Genomic DNA, 14909 nt, shown 5'->3' on the forward strand with positions numbered 1-14909 from the left:
GTGGGACTCGCCCGACTCCCGCGTCATCAGGCTGCCCAGGTGGGGTAGTCGGACCAGGATTCCAGGGTGCGGCGGCTTTCGAAGCGGCGGCGTTGTCCGCTCACCGGGTCGGTGAATTCCAGTGCCTTCGCCAGCAACTGCAGGGGGCGGCGGAAGTCGTCGAGGGCGGTTTCGGTGAGCACGGGGTAGAAGTCGTCGCCGAGGATGGGGATGCCGAGGCTGCTCATGTGCAGCCGCAGTTGGTGCGTGCGCCCGGTGGCGGGCAGCAGGCGGTACCGGCCGAGGCCGTCGCGTGCCTCCGCGAGTTCGACGCGGGTTTCGCTGTTCGGCGGACCCGGCACCTCCTGCGCGGCCAGCACCCCGCGTTCCTTGACGATCCGGCTGCGCACCACGCACGGCAGGTCCAAGCCGGGAACCACCGGCGCGATCGCCTCGTATTCCTTGTGCACCAAACGATCCCGGAACATCGTCTGGTACGCGCCCCGCAGTTCCGGGCGGACGACGAACAGCAGCAGCCCGGCGGTCACCCGGTCCAGCCGGTGCGCCGGGCTCAGCTGCGGCAGGTCCAGGTCACGGCGCAGCCGGACCAGCGCGGTCTGGAGCACGTGCCTGCCACGCGGGATGGTGGCCAGGAAGTGCGGCTTGTCCACCACCAGCAGGTCGTCGTCGCGGTGCACCACCTCGACCTCGAACGGCACCGGCACTTCGTCCGGCAGATCGCGGTGGAACCAGATGAAGGTGCCGGGCCGGAACGGGGTGTCCGGGCCGAGCGGACCGTCGAGCCCGACGATCCGCTCTTCGGCCAGCAGTTCGTCGATGCGCGCTGGGTCGACCCGAGGCAGCCGTTCCACCAGGTGCTCGCGAAGGGTCGCCCACGGACCCTCGTCCGGCAACCGCAGCCGGGCGGGATCGAGGCCGTGCCGCTGGGGCAGCGGTGATCGGAGTTTCCTTCGCACCCGGCGACTCTAACCCGCGGGGAGGAACGGCTCTCGGATGGCACATCGGCCGCCGTTCCCGAAAGGTCCACTTGGGTATCGTCGGCCCTTTTCCGTGTACGCGCGGCGATCGCCGCCGGTCAGCGGCAGGCTCGGAAATCTAGTGAGCGGCAGGAATTCTCGTCATTCCGCCCGGACATAGCATCGGCGTTACGCTGGAACCGGCAGGGAGAGGGTGGGGACCACGAGCGCGGCTGAAGTCGAGTCCATCGCGGAGACGGTGCACGACGCCATCGCCTCACGGGTTTTCCCGCGGCACGCCACGGATTCCCGGTTCGACGCGGTGCTCGAGCGGTGTGTCCGCGGCAACATCGGCCTGCTCGCCGACGTCGCGGCGGGCCGGGTGCACCACGAAGAACCCCAACTCGGGCACGCACTGGCCTTCGCCGAAGTCGTCGCCGATCAGGGCCTGCCCTTCGAAGACCTGGAGCGCGCCTACTGGGTCGGCCTGGAGCAGTTCTGGCACCGCTGGCTGGCCATCGTCGGCGAGGCCGCCGCACGCGGGGACGGCACGGTCGCCGAGCTGATCGGCGACCGGACCCCGGCGGTCTTCGGGTACGTCACCCGGGTGCTCGGCCTGGTCAGCGCCCGCTACGACGAGGTCGCCGGCGAACTGGCCTGCACCGGGGAGGAGCGCCGCCGCGCGCTGGTCGACGAACTGCTCGGCGCCACCCCGCCCGCGCACACCCAGTTCCTCGACGACGAACTCGGCTACCGCCTGCGTGCCTGCCACCTCGCGTTGCTCCTGCAGGGCGACCGGCCGCACGCCGAGCGGCGCCTGGCCCGGCTGCGCCACGAAACCGACGCGCAGGCGGCGCTGCTGGTCCAGCGCTCACCCGGGCTCTGGGCCGGTTGGCTCGGGTTTCCCGGCAGGGTCGACCTGGCCACGCTCCGGACGATCCGGCAGGCGGTGTCCCGGCACGGCGAACCGGTGGTGGCCGGTGGCCCGGCCCTCGGGCTGGCCGGTTTCCGCCGGGCCCACGAAGAGGCCGTGCGCGCGTTCGCGTTGCGTGAAGTGCTCGCCGATCCCGGCGATTTCCTCTGGTACACCGACGTCCGCCTCGAAGCGTTCCTGCTGGGGGACCCCGCGGCGGCCCGGCGGTTCGTCGCCGAGGAACTCGGTGAGCTGGCCGAAGCGAACGAGCGCGCCGACCGCATCCGCGAAACGCTGCTCGCCGCGCTGGCCAGCGGATCGCAGGCGCGGGCGGCCGCCGAACTCGGGGTGCACGAGAACACCGTCCGGCTGCGGATCCGCACGGCCACCGAACTGCTCGGCGACGCGTTGTCCGAGCGCCGCACCGAACTGCTGGTCGCCCTGCGGCTGCGCCGCGCGCTGGGGCCGCAGGCGGGCAGCGGCTCGATGGACGCCGTCGGCTGAGCTTGTGGGAAACCGCGCGCCCCGGTGTCCGATTCCGACATTGGGCCGCGCCTCCCGCCGACCTAGCTTGGAAGGCATGCAGGAGGAGACCATCGGCGGGCTGGTCGAACGGGTGGCACTGGCGTACGGGCCCCGCGCCGCGGTCGTCGCCGGCGGGCAGCGGATCACCTACCGCGAGCAGATCGGCCGGATCCGGCGGGCCGGGCGAGCGCTGCTCGATCTCGGCCTGGACACCGGGGATCGCGTGGCCATCCTGATGAGCGATCGCCCCGAACTGCTCGACGTCTACTACGGCGCGCTCTGGGCCGGACTCGCGGTGGTCCCGCTCAACAGCCGCCTCGGCGTGGCCGACCACCAGTACATCGTCTGCGATTCGGCGGCGGAGGTCCTCGTCCACGACGCCGCCCACGCGCGGCGCGTGCAGCAGATCCGCGGGACCTCGGGCGTCGAGCACGTGGTCTCCGTGGACGACGACGCCGTGCTGACCGGCGGGCACAGCTGGCAGCGGCTGTCCTGCCATCAGCCCGACCACCCCGGCGCGCCGACGGTGTTCCCCAGCGACCTCTACGGCATCTACTACACCGCGGGCACCACCGGGCAGCCCAAGGGCGTGGTGCACACCCACCGGACCGTGCTGGCCGCGTTGTTCAGCCAGCTCAGCGAGTTGGGGCTCGACGAAGGCGACCGGTTCGCCCACGTCACGCCGCTGTCCCACGCCGCGGGGGCGTTCGTCCTGCCGGTGTGGCTGCGTGGTGGCACCAACGTGCTGGCCGGGCGGTTCGACCCCGGCGAACTGGTGGACACGATCGCCCGCGAGCGGATCACCGCGACCCTGCTCTCCCCGGACATGCTCGCCGGGCTGTTGGACGCCGCCCCCGCGGCCGGCGCGAAACTGCTCTCGCTGACCACCGTGGTCTACAGCGGCGGCCGGGTCGAGCCGGAGCGGCTGATCGCCGCCATGGACCGCTTCGGACCGGTGTTCGTGCAGTTCTACGGGCTGACTGAGGTGCCGAACCAGGTGACCGTGCTGCGCAAGCGCGACCACGCCGCGGCGGTGGCCACCGGCAACCCCGGCCCCCTGTCCTCCTGCGGCCGCCCGGTGGCGATCGCCGACGTGCGGATCGAGCACCCCGACGGCAGGCAGGCCAGGGCGGGGGAGCGCGGCGAGGTGGTGGTGGGCGGGCCGCACGTGATGCTGCGCTACTGGAACCGCTACGCCGACACCGAGCGCGCGCTGCGCGGCGGTCACCTCTACACCGGCGACACCGGCCACTTCGACGAGGGCGGCTTCCTGCACTTGGCCGACCGGCAGCGCGAGACGATCCGGTCGGCGGGCGTGACGGTGTACCCGAAGCAGGTGGAGGCCGGGTTGATCACCCACCCGGCGGTGCGCGACGCCTGCGTGTTCGGCGCACCGGACGACCGCCGCGGCGAGGTGGTGCACGCGGTGGTGGTCGCCGACCCGGATGCCACGGTGTGCGCCGAAGACCTGATCAGCTGGGTGGCCGAGCGAGGCGGCGAGGCGCTGGCGCCCCGCCGCGTCGACTTCGTGGACGCCATCCCGCTCACCGCGGTCGGCAACCACGACCGCCCGCGCCTGCGCGGCCGCGCGAGCTGACGGGTCCGCGGTGTCCGCCTCAGCAGGTGGCGGAATCGGTGTGCTTGGTCCCGTTCGCGCGCAGCCCGTTCACCCGGTCCTGGACACCGGCGGGGGAGAGCACCTCGTTGGCCGTGTAGTAGACCCAGTCGTTCTGCGTCTGGTAGGTGCTGCGGCCGCCGGAGTGCGCGGCGTGGTCGATGAACCACTCCTGGAAGGCGAGCATCATCGGCGTCTCGGGGTAGACGTGCCCGTCGTGCGTGGCGACGAGCTGGTCACCGATGAAGTAGCGCAGCGTGCCACCGGAGACCTGCACGGTCAGCGTCCGCCAGCCGGCGAAGCCCGAGCGGACCGCGGTGCTGCGGTTGTCCGCCACCCACGGGTCGGGCTGGTAGGTCTCCCAGCTGGTGAGGAACATCGTCGCGCCGGACTCGCCCCAGCCGCCGTTGGGCAGGTACTCGAAGTCCAGTTCGCCGTAGTTCGGGTCGTTCGGGAAGGCGAGCGGGGTGATGGTGAAGAAGGTCTGGACCAGGTGGTCGCCGTCCGCGCCGGAGACCGGCACGTCGCTGAACCGGACGCGCGCGGAATAGGTGCCCTCGTAGAACTTCCGCTGGTGCATCACCTCGGCCTGGCTGGTCCCGCCGGTGGTGCCGTCGGTGTGCGCGGAGAGCTGGAGCACCGGCTGGCCGTCCACCACCGGGAAGGTGGCGTTGGCCGCGGACCAGTTCCCCACGCCGGGGCCACCACCGCCGTTGCGCAGTTGCCAGCCGCGCTGCGCCAGGCGCGGGTCGGCGTGGGAGTCGTAGGCGAAGTCGTCGAACAGCACGCCGGCGCAGGCGGCCGGTGCGGCGGCGGCGCCGGTGGGGATGGCCAGCGCGGTGGCCAGCAGCGCGGCGACGGCCACGGGAATTCGGCGGTTCATTTTCACGCCCTTCGGTTACGGGGGGACTGGAGAAAACGCGCCGGAGAATTGTGGCGGTGATTCGTCCGGTCTCCCATTAAGGCGCGCCGGAGCGGCCGGTCGCAAGCCCGGCGGGGCGGATGTTCGAGGTTGACCGTTTGCGGACGGGAAACGGTCAGCTGTTCGAGATCGTGGCCAGGCCGATCTCGGCGCCCGCCGCCCGCAGGCCGTCCAGTTCGGCCGGGTCGGCGGCTTCGTCGGTGACCAGCCGGTGGATCCGCTCCGGCGGTATGGTCTGGACCATGGCGTCCGAGCCGATCTTGGTCGAGTCGGCCAGCACCACCACCTGCTCCGCGGCCGCGGCCAGCGCCCGGTCGGCCCCGGCCACCGCCGGGTTCGGGGTGGACAGCCCGCGTGCGGCGGTCAGGCCGTTGCCGGAAAGGAAGGCGTGGCGCACCCGCAACTGCGCCAGGCCCGCCTCGGCCGCGCTGCCCACCGTGGCGAAGATCGACGCCCGCAGCGTGCCGCCGGGCATGAGCACCTCGACCCCCGGCGCCTGCGCGATGATCTGCGCCACGAGCAGGGAGTTCGTCACCACGGTCAGCTCGCCGGTGCGGGTCAGGCGCCGCGCCAGCGCCTGCGTGGTGGTGCCGGGGCCCAGTGCCACCGAGTCGCCGGGGGAGACCAGATCGGCGGCCAGCGCGGCGATCGCCTCCTTCTGCGCGCCCGCCACCTTCGCCTTCTCGGTGCAGCTCGGCTCGTAGGAGGTGCGGTTGGTCGCGACCGCGCCGCCGTGCCGGCGCGCCAGCAGCCCCTCGGCGGCCAGCTGCCGCAGATCGCGGCGCACGGTGACCTCGCTGGTCTGCACGATGCGCGCGAGCTCGCGCAGGGAGACGGCTCCGTTCGAGCGGACGAGTTCGAGAATGACCTGGCGGCGTTCGGCGGCGAACATGGCCGCACGCTAACGGAGACAAAAGCGGATTCCTAGCGCCGAACCGAGGCCATCGGCGAATGGCGATTACCTCCGGTGTTCGACACGTGCGCCGAACGGACCCTTGCGCATCCGCTTTCCATGGGGTTTGCTGCAGATCGTCTCCGTTGTGCGCAAACCCCCGATGACAACGTTGACATCCCCCTTGCCGATTATCGGTGAATAAGCAGCCGAGGAGTGCTTGGACGATGTGGCCCGGCCGGAGTTCCGCCGCCCTGTTCCTTTCACTGGCGATCGCGCTGTCGCTGACCGCCGTCCCCGCTTCGGCGGCGAACGGCTGGACGGTGACCGGCCCGTCGTCCCGTTCGCCGCTGACCGCGCAGCTCACGCTGGAAGCGGGCACGCTCAAGCTGTCGGCCGCCCGCGCTGGGCGGACCGTGCTGGCTCCCGCGCCGGTCGGCCTGCGCACCGAACGCGCCGACCTGAGCAAGGACCTGAAGGTGCTCGGGCAGCAGCAGCGCATGCTCGCCGAGCGCTACACGATGCCCACCGGCAAGCGGAAAGAACGGGCGGTCCGCGCGCGGGAGACCCGGTTCCAGCTGGCCGCCGGGGACGCTCGTTTCGAGCTGGTGCTCCGCGTGTCCGACGACGGTGTTGCCTACCGCTACGTGCTGCCGGACGAGGACGGCACGGTGGTCACCGGGGAGGCGTCGGCCTACAGCCTCGACCCGGCCGCCACGGCCTGGCTGCTGCCCTACAACGCCTGGTACGAGAACCAGCGGGTGGAGACCACCGCCGCCGGGGCGGCGGCAGGCGAGTTCGGCCACCCGTCGCTGTTCCAGTCCGGTGGGGACTTCGTGCTGCTCACCGAATCCGATGTGGACGGTTCGTACTCCGGGAGCAAGCTGGTGCACGAGGCCGGTTCATCGACCTACGCGGTCAAGCTGGCCGACGAGCGGGTCACCGCGCCGGGCGCACTCCGGACGCCGTGGCGGACGGCGATCATCGGCGACCTGGCCACGGTGACCGAGTCGACCTTGGTCGACGACCTGGCCTCGCCGTCGAAGATCGAGGACACCTCGTGGATCCGGCCGGGCAAGTCGGCCTGGTCGTGGCTGAGCGAGCACCAGAGCCCGCGCGACTTCGAACGGCAGAAGGTCTACGTGGACTTCGCCGCCCGCAACGGCTGGCCGTACGTGCTGGTCGACGAGGGCTGGAGCGAGGACTGGGTGCCGGAGCTCACCCGCTACGCCAGGGCGCGCGGGGTCGAGGTGCTGCTGTGGTTCCACTGGCAGACGCTGGACACCCCGCAGAAACGGGCGGAGATCCTGCCGAAGGTCAAGGGCTGGGGCGTCAAGGGCGTCAAGGTGGACTTCATGGAGTCGGACAGCCAGGCGCGCTATCAGTGGTACGACGAGATACTGGCGGACACCGCGGCGCTCGAGCTGATGATCAACTTCCATGGTTCGACCATTCCGCACGGGCTGGCCAGGACCTGGCCGCACGTGATGACCATGGAGGCCATCCACGGGCAGGAGCAGTTGCCGCAGCCGGCGAACAACCCGGTGCACCCGTTCACCCGCAACGTGGTCGGCTCGATGGACTTCACGCCGGTGGCGCTGGAGGTCGGGCCGCGGACGTCGAGCGTGGGGCACGAGGTGGCGCTGCCGGTGCTGTACGAATCGGCCTGGCAGCACTTCGCGGACAAGCCGGAGGCGTACGACCGGCACCCGAACACGCTGCGCTTCCTGAACCAGGTGCCGACCGTGTGGGACGAGACCCGGTACCTGACCGGGCACCCCGGCGACGAGGCGGCGCTGGCCAGGCGGAACGGCGACCGCTGGTTCGTCGGCGCGATCACCGCCGGTCCGGCGCGCACGGTGAGCACCCCGCTGTCCTTCCTCGGCGAGGGGGAGTGGCTGGTGGAGACCGTACGGGATGTCCCGGGCTCACCGCGTTCCGACGTGCAGCGGGAAAGCCGCGTGCTGCGCTCCACGGACACGCTGAGTCACGAGGTCCCGGCCAACGGCGGCTTCGCCGCGATCGCCTGCCCCGCGACGGCTGGGCGGACCACCTGCGACAAACCCATCCAGCACGTCCCGGGAACCTCTCTGACGATCACGCCGCAGGACGCCGGTGACCGCTCGCCGGGCTCGACGTTCGAAATCAGCGCGGAGTTCACCGCCGACCGGCCGGTGCGCGATGCGGTGCTGGCGCCTTCGGTGCCCGAGGGTTGGTCGGTGGCCGGGGAACCGGTGCGGGACAACGACTTCGTGCCCGGTGAGGTGCTGAGTGGCAAGTGGACGGTGACGGTCGGGTCGCAGACGGGGAAGCACGAAATCCCCGTCGCGGCGGACTTCCGTGATCCTTCACTGGATGCGCCGGAGGTGCACGTCGCCAAGGCGGTTTCGGTCTTCGTGCCGCCTCCCGTGCCGTCGGATGGTTCTTACGTGAGTGAGCTGCCGTTCGTCTCCGCGACCAACGGCTGGGGTCCGGTCGAACGGGACCGCTCCAACAACGACCAGACAGCCGGGGACGGCAACCCCCTGACCATCGGCGGCGTCACCTACGCGAAGGGCCTCGGCACGCACGCCGCCAGCGAGGTGACGGTCTACCTGGGACGGGGATGCCGGAGTTTCACCGCCCTGGTCGGCCTGGACGACGAAACCACGGAACCCGGCTCGGCCACCTTCCACTTGGTCGGCGATGGCAAGGTACTGGCCGAAACGCCGGTGCTGCGCGGTGGCTCCCCGGCGGTGGCGCTGAGCGCCGATGTCACCGGCGTGCGCATGCTGACCCTGCGCACCACGGATGGCGGAGACGGCAAGAACCACGACCACACCGACTGGGCCCAGCCGCAACTGACCTGCTGACCGGCCGAAGGAAGCCGGGCTGGGTGGCCAGCCCCTCCAGGGCGACCGATCCTCGCGCCGGGATCACCAGCTAAACCATGGCGAGCCAGGAAACCGGAATCACCAACTCGACCATAGTGAGCCAGGGAACCGGGATCACCAGCTCGACCATGGCGAGCCAGGAAACACGAGCAGATCCCGGCACCCAGCTCAAGGAAAGCCGGGCACGCTCAGAACAGCGACCACCTCGGCCAGCAAACCCCGGGCAAAACAGGAGTCTGAGGCACTAGACCCAGGGGCCACCCAAACCCCACCTCGGCCCAAAGCCAAAAACACGGTGGGGATTCCTTTGTCAAGGCAGGCTTTCCCGCCTTGACAAAGGAATCCCCACCGTAGTCACACTAAAACCCGGGGTGAACCCCCAGAGAACCCGAATGAATCGTTTCATTCCGGCAAGTAACTCCGCACCCCCCGAACCCAAGATCGCAACTCTCCCAACCCCCCACTCACAACCCCCGCACCCCGCGCCTGAACCAGCAGATTCCCCGCCGCGGTCGCCTCCATCGGCCCCGCGTGGACCGGCAAGCCGCAAGCATCAGCGGTCAACCGGCACAGCAACTCGTTGTGCGCGCCCCCGCCCACGAGGTGTACCGCTTCGATCGGGCGCCCCGACAGGCGTACGGCATCCGAAAGGGCATCGCGGTAGGCGAGGGCCAGGCTGTCCAGGACGCACCGCGCCAGTTCGCCGGGGTCGCGGGGTTCCGGTTGCCCGGACTCCCGGCAGGCCGCGGTGATCCGCGCGGCCATGTTCCCCGGGGGCAGGAAGCGTGGATCCGTCGCGTCGACGACGCTCCGGCCCGGCGTGGCCCTGGCGGCGGAGTCGAGCAGGTATCCCAAACCCAGTCCCAGATCCCGTTGCACCTCCTGCAGCAGCCACAAACCCATGACGTTGCGCAGGAAACGGACCTTGCCGTCCACCCCGCGCTCGTTCGTGAAGTTCGCCTGCCGTGCTTCTTCGGTGAGCACCGGTTCGTCCAACTCCAGTCCGACCAACGACCAAGTCCCACAAGAGATGTAGGCGAAACGGTCGCTCGTCGCCGGGACCGCGACCACGGCCGAGGCGGTGTCGTGCGAGCCCACGGTGTACACCGGACATCCTTCGTAGGACCCGGCCAGGACGCCAGGATCGCGCAGCGGCGGGAAGAGTCCGGTGGACAGCCCCAGTTCCGAGAACAGCTCCGCGGACCACTCACCCGTGCGCGGGTCCAGCAGCCCGGTGGTGGAGGCGTTCGTCCGCTCGGTGCCCTTTTCGCCGGTGAGCCAATACGACAGCAGGTCCGGGATCAGCAGAACGTCCGCCACGGACGTCAGATCCTCCGTGGCGAGCTGGAAAACGGTGTTGAACGGCTGGAACTGGATGCCGGTGGTGGCATACAGCCGCGCAGGCGGCACCAGTGCGTGCACCCGCTCGACCCCCGTCGCGGTACGGGGAACCCGGTAGTGCACGGGGTTCGCGATCAGCGAGCCGGAGGCGTCGAGCAGGCCGTAGTCGACCGCCCAGGAGTCGATGCCGATGCCGTCGAGCGTGCCGTGGCGGTCGGCGGCCGCCCGCAGACCGTCGGTGAGTCCTTTGTAGAGCTTGCGGATGTCCCAGCGGAGCACGCCGCCTTCGGACACCGGCTCGTTCGCGAACCGGTGCACCTCCGCCAGTTCCAGCGTGCCCGCACCGAACCGCCCGGTCACCACCCGGCCGCTGGACGCGCCGAGGTCGACCGCCGCGAAGACCGCGGCCATCAGCGGAGGAACGCCGCGGCGACCCCGGCGTCCACCGGCACGTGCAGACCGGTGGTGTGCCCGAGTTCCCCGGCCGCCAGCACGAACACCGCGTTGGCCACGTGTTCCGGCAGCACTTCGCGCTTGAGCAGCGTGCGCTGGGCGTAGAACGCGCCGAGTTCCTCTTCCTCCACGCCGTAGACCGCCGCTCGCTGCGCGCCCCAGCCCCCGGCGAAGATGCCCGAACCCCGCACCACCCCGTCCGGGTTCACGCCGTTGACGCGGATGCCGTGCTCGCCCAGTTCGGCGGCGAGCAACCGCACCTGGTGCGCCTGGTCCGCCTTGGCCGCCCCGTACGCGACGTTGCTCGGCCCGGCGAACACCGCGTTCTTGCTGACGATGTAGACCAGGTCGCCACCCAGGCCCTGCGCGATCATCTGCCGTGCCGCTTCGCGCGAGACCAGGAACGAGCCGCGGGCCATCACGTCGTGCTGCAGGTCCCAGTCCGCCGCGGTGGTCTCCAGCAACGGCTTCGAAATGGACAGTCCCGCGTTGTTCACCACCAAGTCGATCCCGCCGAACGCGAGGGCGCCCTCGGCGAACGCGGCGGCGACCTCGTTTTCGTCGGTGACGTCGGCGCGGACCGCGATCGCGGTGTCGCGCCCGAGTTCCGCGGCGACCTCCTGCGCGGCGTCGAAGGCGCGATCGGCGACGACCACGCACGCGCCTTCGGCCGCGAGCCGCCGGGCGGTCGCCTTGCCGATGCCCGAACCGCCGCCGGTGACCAGCGCGACGCGACCGGCCAGCGGCTTCGGGGCCGGGCGGCGGCGGAGCTTGGCTTCTTCGAGGGACCAGTACTCGATCCGGAACTTCTCGCTTTCCGGGATCGGCGCGTAGGCCGACACCGATTCCGCGCCCCGCATGACGTTGATGGCGTTGACGTAGAACTCACCGGCCACCCGCGCGGTCTGCGCGTCGGCGCCGAAGGAGAACATGCCCACCCCGGGCACGAGCACGATCGCCGGGTCGGCGCCGCGCAGGGCGGGGGAGTCCGGCTCGGCGTGGCGCTCGTAGTAGGCGCGGTAGTCCGCGCGGTACTCCTCGTGGAGTTCACCCAGGCGGGTGAGAACCTCGTCCAGCGGCGCGGACGGCGGCAGGTCGAGCACCATCGGCCGGACCTTGGTGCGCAGGAAGTGGTCCGGGCAGGAGGTGCCGAGCGCGGCCAGACGCGGGTGTTCCGCCCCCGCCAGGAAGTCGAGCACCACGGCCGAGTCGGTGAAGTGCCCCAGCTGACGGCGATCGGTGGACGCGAGCCCGCGCAGGACCGGCGCCAGTGCCGCGGCCCGCTCGCGACGGGCGGCTTCGGGGAGCGGTTCGTACTCGGGGACGCGGGCGCCGAACGGGTCGGCGCGGCCGTGTTCGGCGAGGAACTCCGCCGCGGTCCGGATGATCTCCAGTGAGCGCGCCTCGCACTCGTCGGAAGTGTCACCCCATGCGGTGATCCCGTGGCCGCCGAGGATGCAGCCGATCGCCTGGGGATTGGCCGCCTTGATCTCGGCGATGTCCAGGCCCAGCTGGAAACCCGGCCGCCGCCACGGCACCCACACCACGCGGTCACCGAAGCAGCGCGCGGTCAGTTCTTCACCGTCGGCGGCGGTCGCCAGCGCGATCCCGGAATCGGGGTGGAGGTGGTCGACGTGCGCGGAATCGACGAGGCCGTGCATGGCGGTGTCGATCGAGGGAGCCGCGCCACCGCGGCCGTGCAGGCAGTAGTCGAACGCGGCGACCATCTCGTCCTCGCGCTCCGGTCCGGGGTAGACGCCGGTCAGCCCGCGCAGCCGGTCGAGCCGCAGCACGGCCAGCCCCGGTTCGGTCAGCGTGCCGAGGTCGCCGCCGGAACCCTTGACCCACAACAGTTCCACCGGCTCGCCGGAGGCAGGGTCGGTGGCCGTGCCCTTGGCCGAGGTGTTCCCGCCGGCGTAGTTCGTGTTCGCCGGGTCCGCCCCCAGCCGGTGGGACCGCGTCAGCAGCCGGTCGACGGTTTCCTGGCTGGGCTCGGTCATCACTTCTCCCACGTCGCTGGAGTGAACTGGCCGGGTTGAAACGTTTCATCCGCATGTTAGGGTTCGGTGTGACGGAGAGCAAGTATGGTCGGCATTAAGGACGTCGCCCGGATCGCCGGGGTGTCCATCGGCACGGTGTCGAACGTGGTGAACCGGCCGCACGTGGTGTCGGCCGCGACACGGTCCCGGGTCCTTTCGGTGATCCAGGAACTGGGGTACGTCCGCGACGAATCGGCCCGGCAGCTGCGCGCCGGGCGCAGCCGCACGCTGGCCGTGCTGGTGCTCGACCTCGGCAACCCGTTCTTCGTCGACGTGGCGCAGGGTGCCGAGCAGGCGGCGCAGGCCGAGGGCCTGAACGTGATCACCTGCAACAGCGGCCAGCGAGTCGACCGCGAGGCCGCGCACCTGGCGATGCTCGCCGAACAGCGCGTCCGCGGGGTGCTGCTCAGCCCGGTCGGCACGGCGGGGGAGAGCCTGGAAGCCTTCCGGCGCAGCGGCATCCCGTACGTCTTCGTGGACCGGAACGTGCCGAATTCCGACGCGTGCTCGGTGTCGGTGGACGACGTGGCGGGTGGCGCGCTGGCCGCCCGGCACCTGGTCGAAGCCGGGCACACGCACCTCGCCTTCGTCAACGGGCCGCAGTTGCTGGCCCAGTGCCGCGACCGTGAAGCCGGAGCCCGGGCGGCGCTGGCCGAGGCACCCGCGCCCGGCCGGACCTTCACCGTGCTGGAGTCCGAGGCCCTGGACGTGGCCTCCGGGCGTGACGCCGGGGCGCGTGTGCTCGGCATCAGCCCGCGGCCGACCGCGGTGTTCTGCGCCAACGACCTGCTCGCGCTCGGCGTGCTCCAGGCGATGGTCGCGGCCGGGGTGCGCGTGCCGGAGGAGATGGCGATCGTCGGCTACGACGACATCGAGTTCGCCGCGGCGGCCGCGGTGCCGCTGACCTCGGTCCGCCAGCCCGCCAGCCGACTCGGCAAGACCGCCGCCGAGCTGATCATCGCCGAGACCGCCGACGACGCCGTCCCCGGCGAGCACGAGCACCAGACCGTGGTCTACACCCCGGAACTGGTGGTGCGGGACTCCACCCGGGTGCGCCGCGACCGGGTCAGCAGGTAGGTCACCGCGACCGCCGCGGTGGCGGTGATCAGGCGGTTCACGTCGACCGCGGGCACCCAGCGCACCTTCCCGCCCTTGATCTCGTAGGCGCCGGTGGGGTGGGCGATCACGCCGAAGCCCGCGCCCTGCGCGCGTCGCCCGTCGAGGCCGTCGCCCCCGCCTCCACCGCCCCAGACGGTGGCCGCCGGGATGACCACGACACCGTCCTTTTCGCACGGCTCGCCGTAGACCCGCTTCACGGTCAGGGAATTCCAGGCCGTGCCGATCAATTCGGGGATGTTCACGACGCTCCTCGGGTCACGGTGTGCAGCTCGACCTCGGTCAGCTCGCCGCCGTCGACCACGGCGGTGAGGTAGGTGTGGTGCGGCTGGCGGCGGCGGTCGGTGGGGGAGCCGGGGTTGAGCAGGCGCAGGCCGGTGCCGGTCTCGGTGTCCCACGGGATGTGACTGTGCCCGAAGACCAGCACGTCGGTGTCCGGGTACTCCTTGGCGCAGCGCGCTTCCCGGCCCTTCGCCGGACCGGTCTCGTGCACCACGGCCAGGCGCAGCCCGTCCAGGTCGGCGCGGGCCACCTCGGGCAGCCGCGCTCGCAGGCCGGGCCCGTCGTTGTTGCCGTACACGCCGATCAGCCGCTTCGACCGCCGCTCCAGTTCGTCGAGCAGCGCGAGTTCGACCCAGTCGCCGGCGTGCACCACCACGTCCGCCGACTCGGCCTCGGCCCACACTTGTGCGGGCAGGTCCCTGGCTCGTTTGGGCACGTGCGTGTCGGCGATGATCAGCAGGCGCATGCTTGGCACCTTAGGGGCAGAATGACCGCCATGGCGGCCAAACGCAGTGCCGGGCTCCTGCTGTATCGCGGGGGCGCGGCGCACACCGAAGTACTGCTGGGGCACATGGGCGGGCCGTTCTGGGCCCGCAAGGACGAAGCCGCCTGGTCGGTGCCGAAGGGCGAGCAGGAGCCGGACGAGGAGCCACTGGCCGCCGCGCGCCGGGAGTTCGAAGAGGAGCTCGGGTTGCCGGTCCCCGCTGGTGAGCACGTCGAACTCGGCGAGGTCCGGCAGTCCGGCAAGGTGGTCACGGTCTTCGCGCTCGAAGCCGACCTGGACCCGGCGCTCGCCGTGCCCGGCACCTTCGAGATGGAGTGGCCGCCGCGCTCGGGCCGGATGCAGGAGTTCCCGGAGATGGACCGGTTCGAGTGGTTCGAGCTGGCCGAAGCCGAGCGGAAGCTGGTGAAGGGGCAGCGGGCCTTCCTCGGCCGCCTGGCCGAGCGCTTGACCTGAACCCTTGTTCAACTCCTAGCGTTC

The 14909-nt window shown here is 71.2% G+C and carries 12 protein-coding genes; 5 read left to right on the forward strand and 7 right to left on the reverse strand.

Annotated features, from left to right (window positions below):
- Window positions 1-26: 26 nt before the first annotated feature.
- Window positions 27-956, reverse strand: a complete 930-nt coding sequence (locus tag L3Q67_RS28415) for a pseudouridine synthase family protein (protein ID WP_499184495.1) — start codon at window positions 954-956, stop codon at window positions 27-29.
- Between the two features lie 214 nt (window positions 957-1170).
- Here L3Q67_RS28415 and L3Q67_RS28420 point away from each other — a divergent pair, with 214 nt between their 5' ends.
- Window positions 1171-2373: a PucR family transcriptional regulator gene (locus L3Q67_RS28420; protein WP_499184496.1), complete on the forward strand. Its 1203-nt coding sequence runs from the start codon at window positions 1171-1173 to the stop codon at window positions 2371-2373.
- Between the two features lie 76 nt (window positions 2374-2449).
- The gene (locus tag L3Q67_RS28425) at window positions 2450-3991 is read left to right on the forward strand and encodes an acyl-CoA synthetase family protein (RefSeq protein ID WP_499184497.1); all 1542 of its coding nucleotides are present in this window, start codon (window positions 2450-2452) and stop codon (window positions 3989-3991) included.
- A 19-nt stretch (window positions 3992-4010) separates the two neighbouring features.
- Here L3Q67_RS28425 and L3Q67_RS28430 read toward each other — a convergent pair whose 3' ends face one another.
- Window positions 4011-4892, reverse strand: a complete 882-nt coding sequence (locus L3Q67_RS28430; RefSeq protein ID WP_499184498.1) for a glycoside hydrolase family 16 protein — start codon at window positions 4890-4892, stop codon at window positions 4011-4013.
- A 154-nt stretch (window positions 4893-5046) separates the two neighbouring features.
- The gene (locus L3Q67_RS28435; RefSeq protein ID WP_499184499.1) at window positions 5047-5823 is read right to left on the reverse strand and encodes a DeoR/GlpR family DNA-binding transcription regulator; all 777 of its coding nucleotides are present in this window, start codon (window positions 5821-5823) and stop codon (window positions 5047-5049) included.
- Window positions 5824-6050: 227 nt separating this feature from the next.
- Here L3Q67_RS28435 and L3Q67_RS28440 point away from each other — a divergent pair, with 227 nt between their 5' ends.
- A complete protein-coding gene (locus tag L3Q67_RS28440; protein ID WP_499184500.1) occupies window positions 6051-8675 on the forward strand; it encodes an NPCBM/NEW2 domain-containing protein in 2625 nt (874 codons plus the stop codon).
- A gap of 423 nt (window positions 8676-9098) precedes the next feature.
- Here L3Q67_RS28440 and L3Q67_RS28445 read toward each other — a convergent pair whose 3' ends face one another.
- Both L3Q67_RS28445 and L3Q67_RS28450 read right to left on the reverse strand, forming a co-directional pair.
- Window positions 9099-10448: a rhamnulokinase gene (locus L3Q67_RS28445; RefSeq protein ID WP_499184501.1), complete on the reverse strand. Its 1350-nt coding sequence runs from the start codon at window positions 10446-10448 to the stop codon at window positions 9099-9101.
- Window positions 10448-12490, reverse strand: coding sequence for a bifunctional aldolase/short-chain dehydrogenase (locus tag L3Q67_RS28450; RefSeq protein WP_499184502.1), 2043 nt, complete (start codon window positions 12488-12490; stop codon window positions 10448-10450). Before L3Q67_RS28450 ends, L3Q67_RS28445 begins: the two co-directional genes overlap by 1 nt.
- Before the next feature lie 84 nt (window positions 12491-12574).
- Between L3Q67_RS28450 and L3Q67_RS28455 the strand changes: the two genes are divergently transcribed.
- Window positions 12575-13606, forward strand: a complete 1032-nt coding sequence (locus L3Q67_RS28455; RefSeq protein WP_499184503.1) for a LacI family DNA-binding transcriptional regulator — start codon at window positions 12575-12577, stop codon at window positions 13604-13606.
- Here L3Q67_RS28455 and L3Q67_RS28460 read toward each other — a convergent pair.
- Both L3Q67_RS28460 and L3Q67_RS28465 read right to left on the reverse strand, forming a co-directional pair.
- Complete coding sequence (locus tag L3Q67_RS28460) at window positions 13543-13890, reverse strand: sporulation protein (protein WP_209667982.1); 348 nt, start codon at window positions 13888-13890, stop codon at window positions 13543-13545. The genes L3Q67_RS28455 and L3Q67_RS28460 overlap by 64 nt on opposite strands.
- Window positions 13887-14393, reverse strand: coding sequence for a metallophosphoesterase family protein (locus L3Q67_RS28465; protein WP_499184504.1), 507 nt, complete (start codon window positions 14391-14393; stop codon window positions 13887-13889). Before L3Q67_RS28465 ends, L3Q67_RS28460 begins: the two co-directional genes overlap by 4 nt.
- A gap of 30 nt (window positions 14394-14423) precedes the next feature.
- Here L3Q67_RS28465 and L3Q67_RS28470 point away from each other — a divergent pair, with 30 nt between their 5' ends.
- Window positions 14424-14885: an NUDIX hydrolase gene (locus tag L3Q67_RS28470; protein ID WP_395899060.1), complete on the forward strand. Its 462-nt coding sequence runs from the start codon at window positions 14424-14426 to the stop codon at window positions 14883-14885.
- The last annotated feature ends 24 nt before the right edge of the window (window positions 14886-14909 follow it).

Origin of the sequence: Saccharothrix sp. AJ9571 (assembly GCF_021725495.1) — a bacterium.
Classification (GTDB): Bacteria; Actinomycetota; Actinomycetes; order Mycobacteriales; family Pseudonocardiaceae; genus Amycolatopsis; species Amycolatopsis magusensis.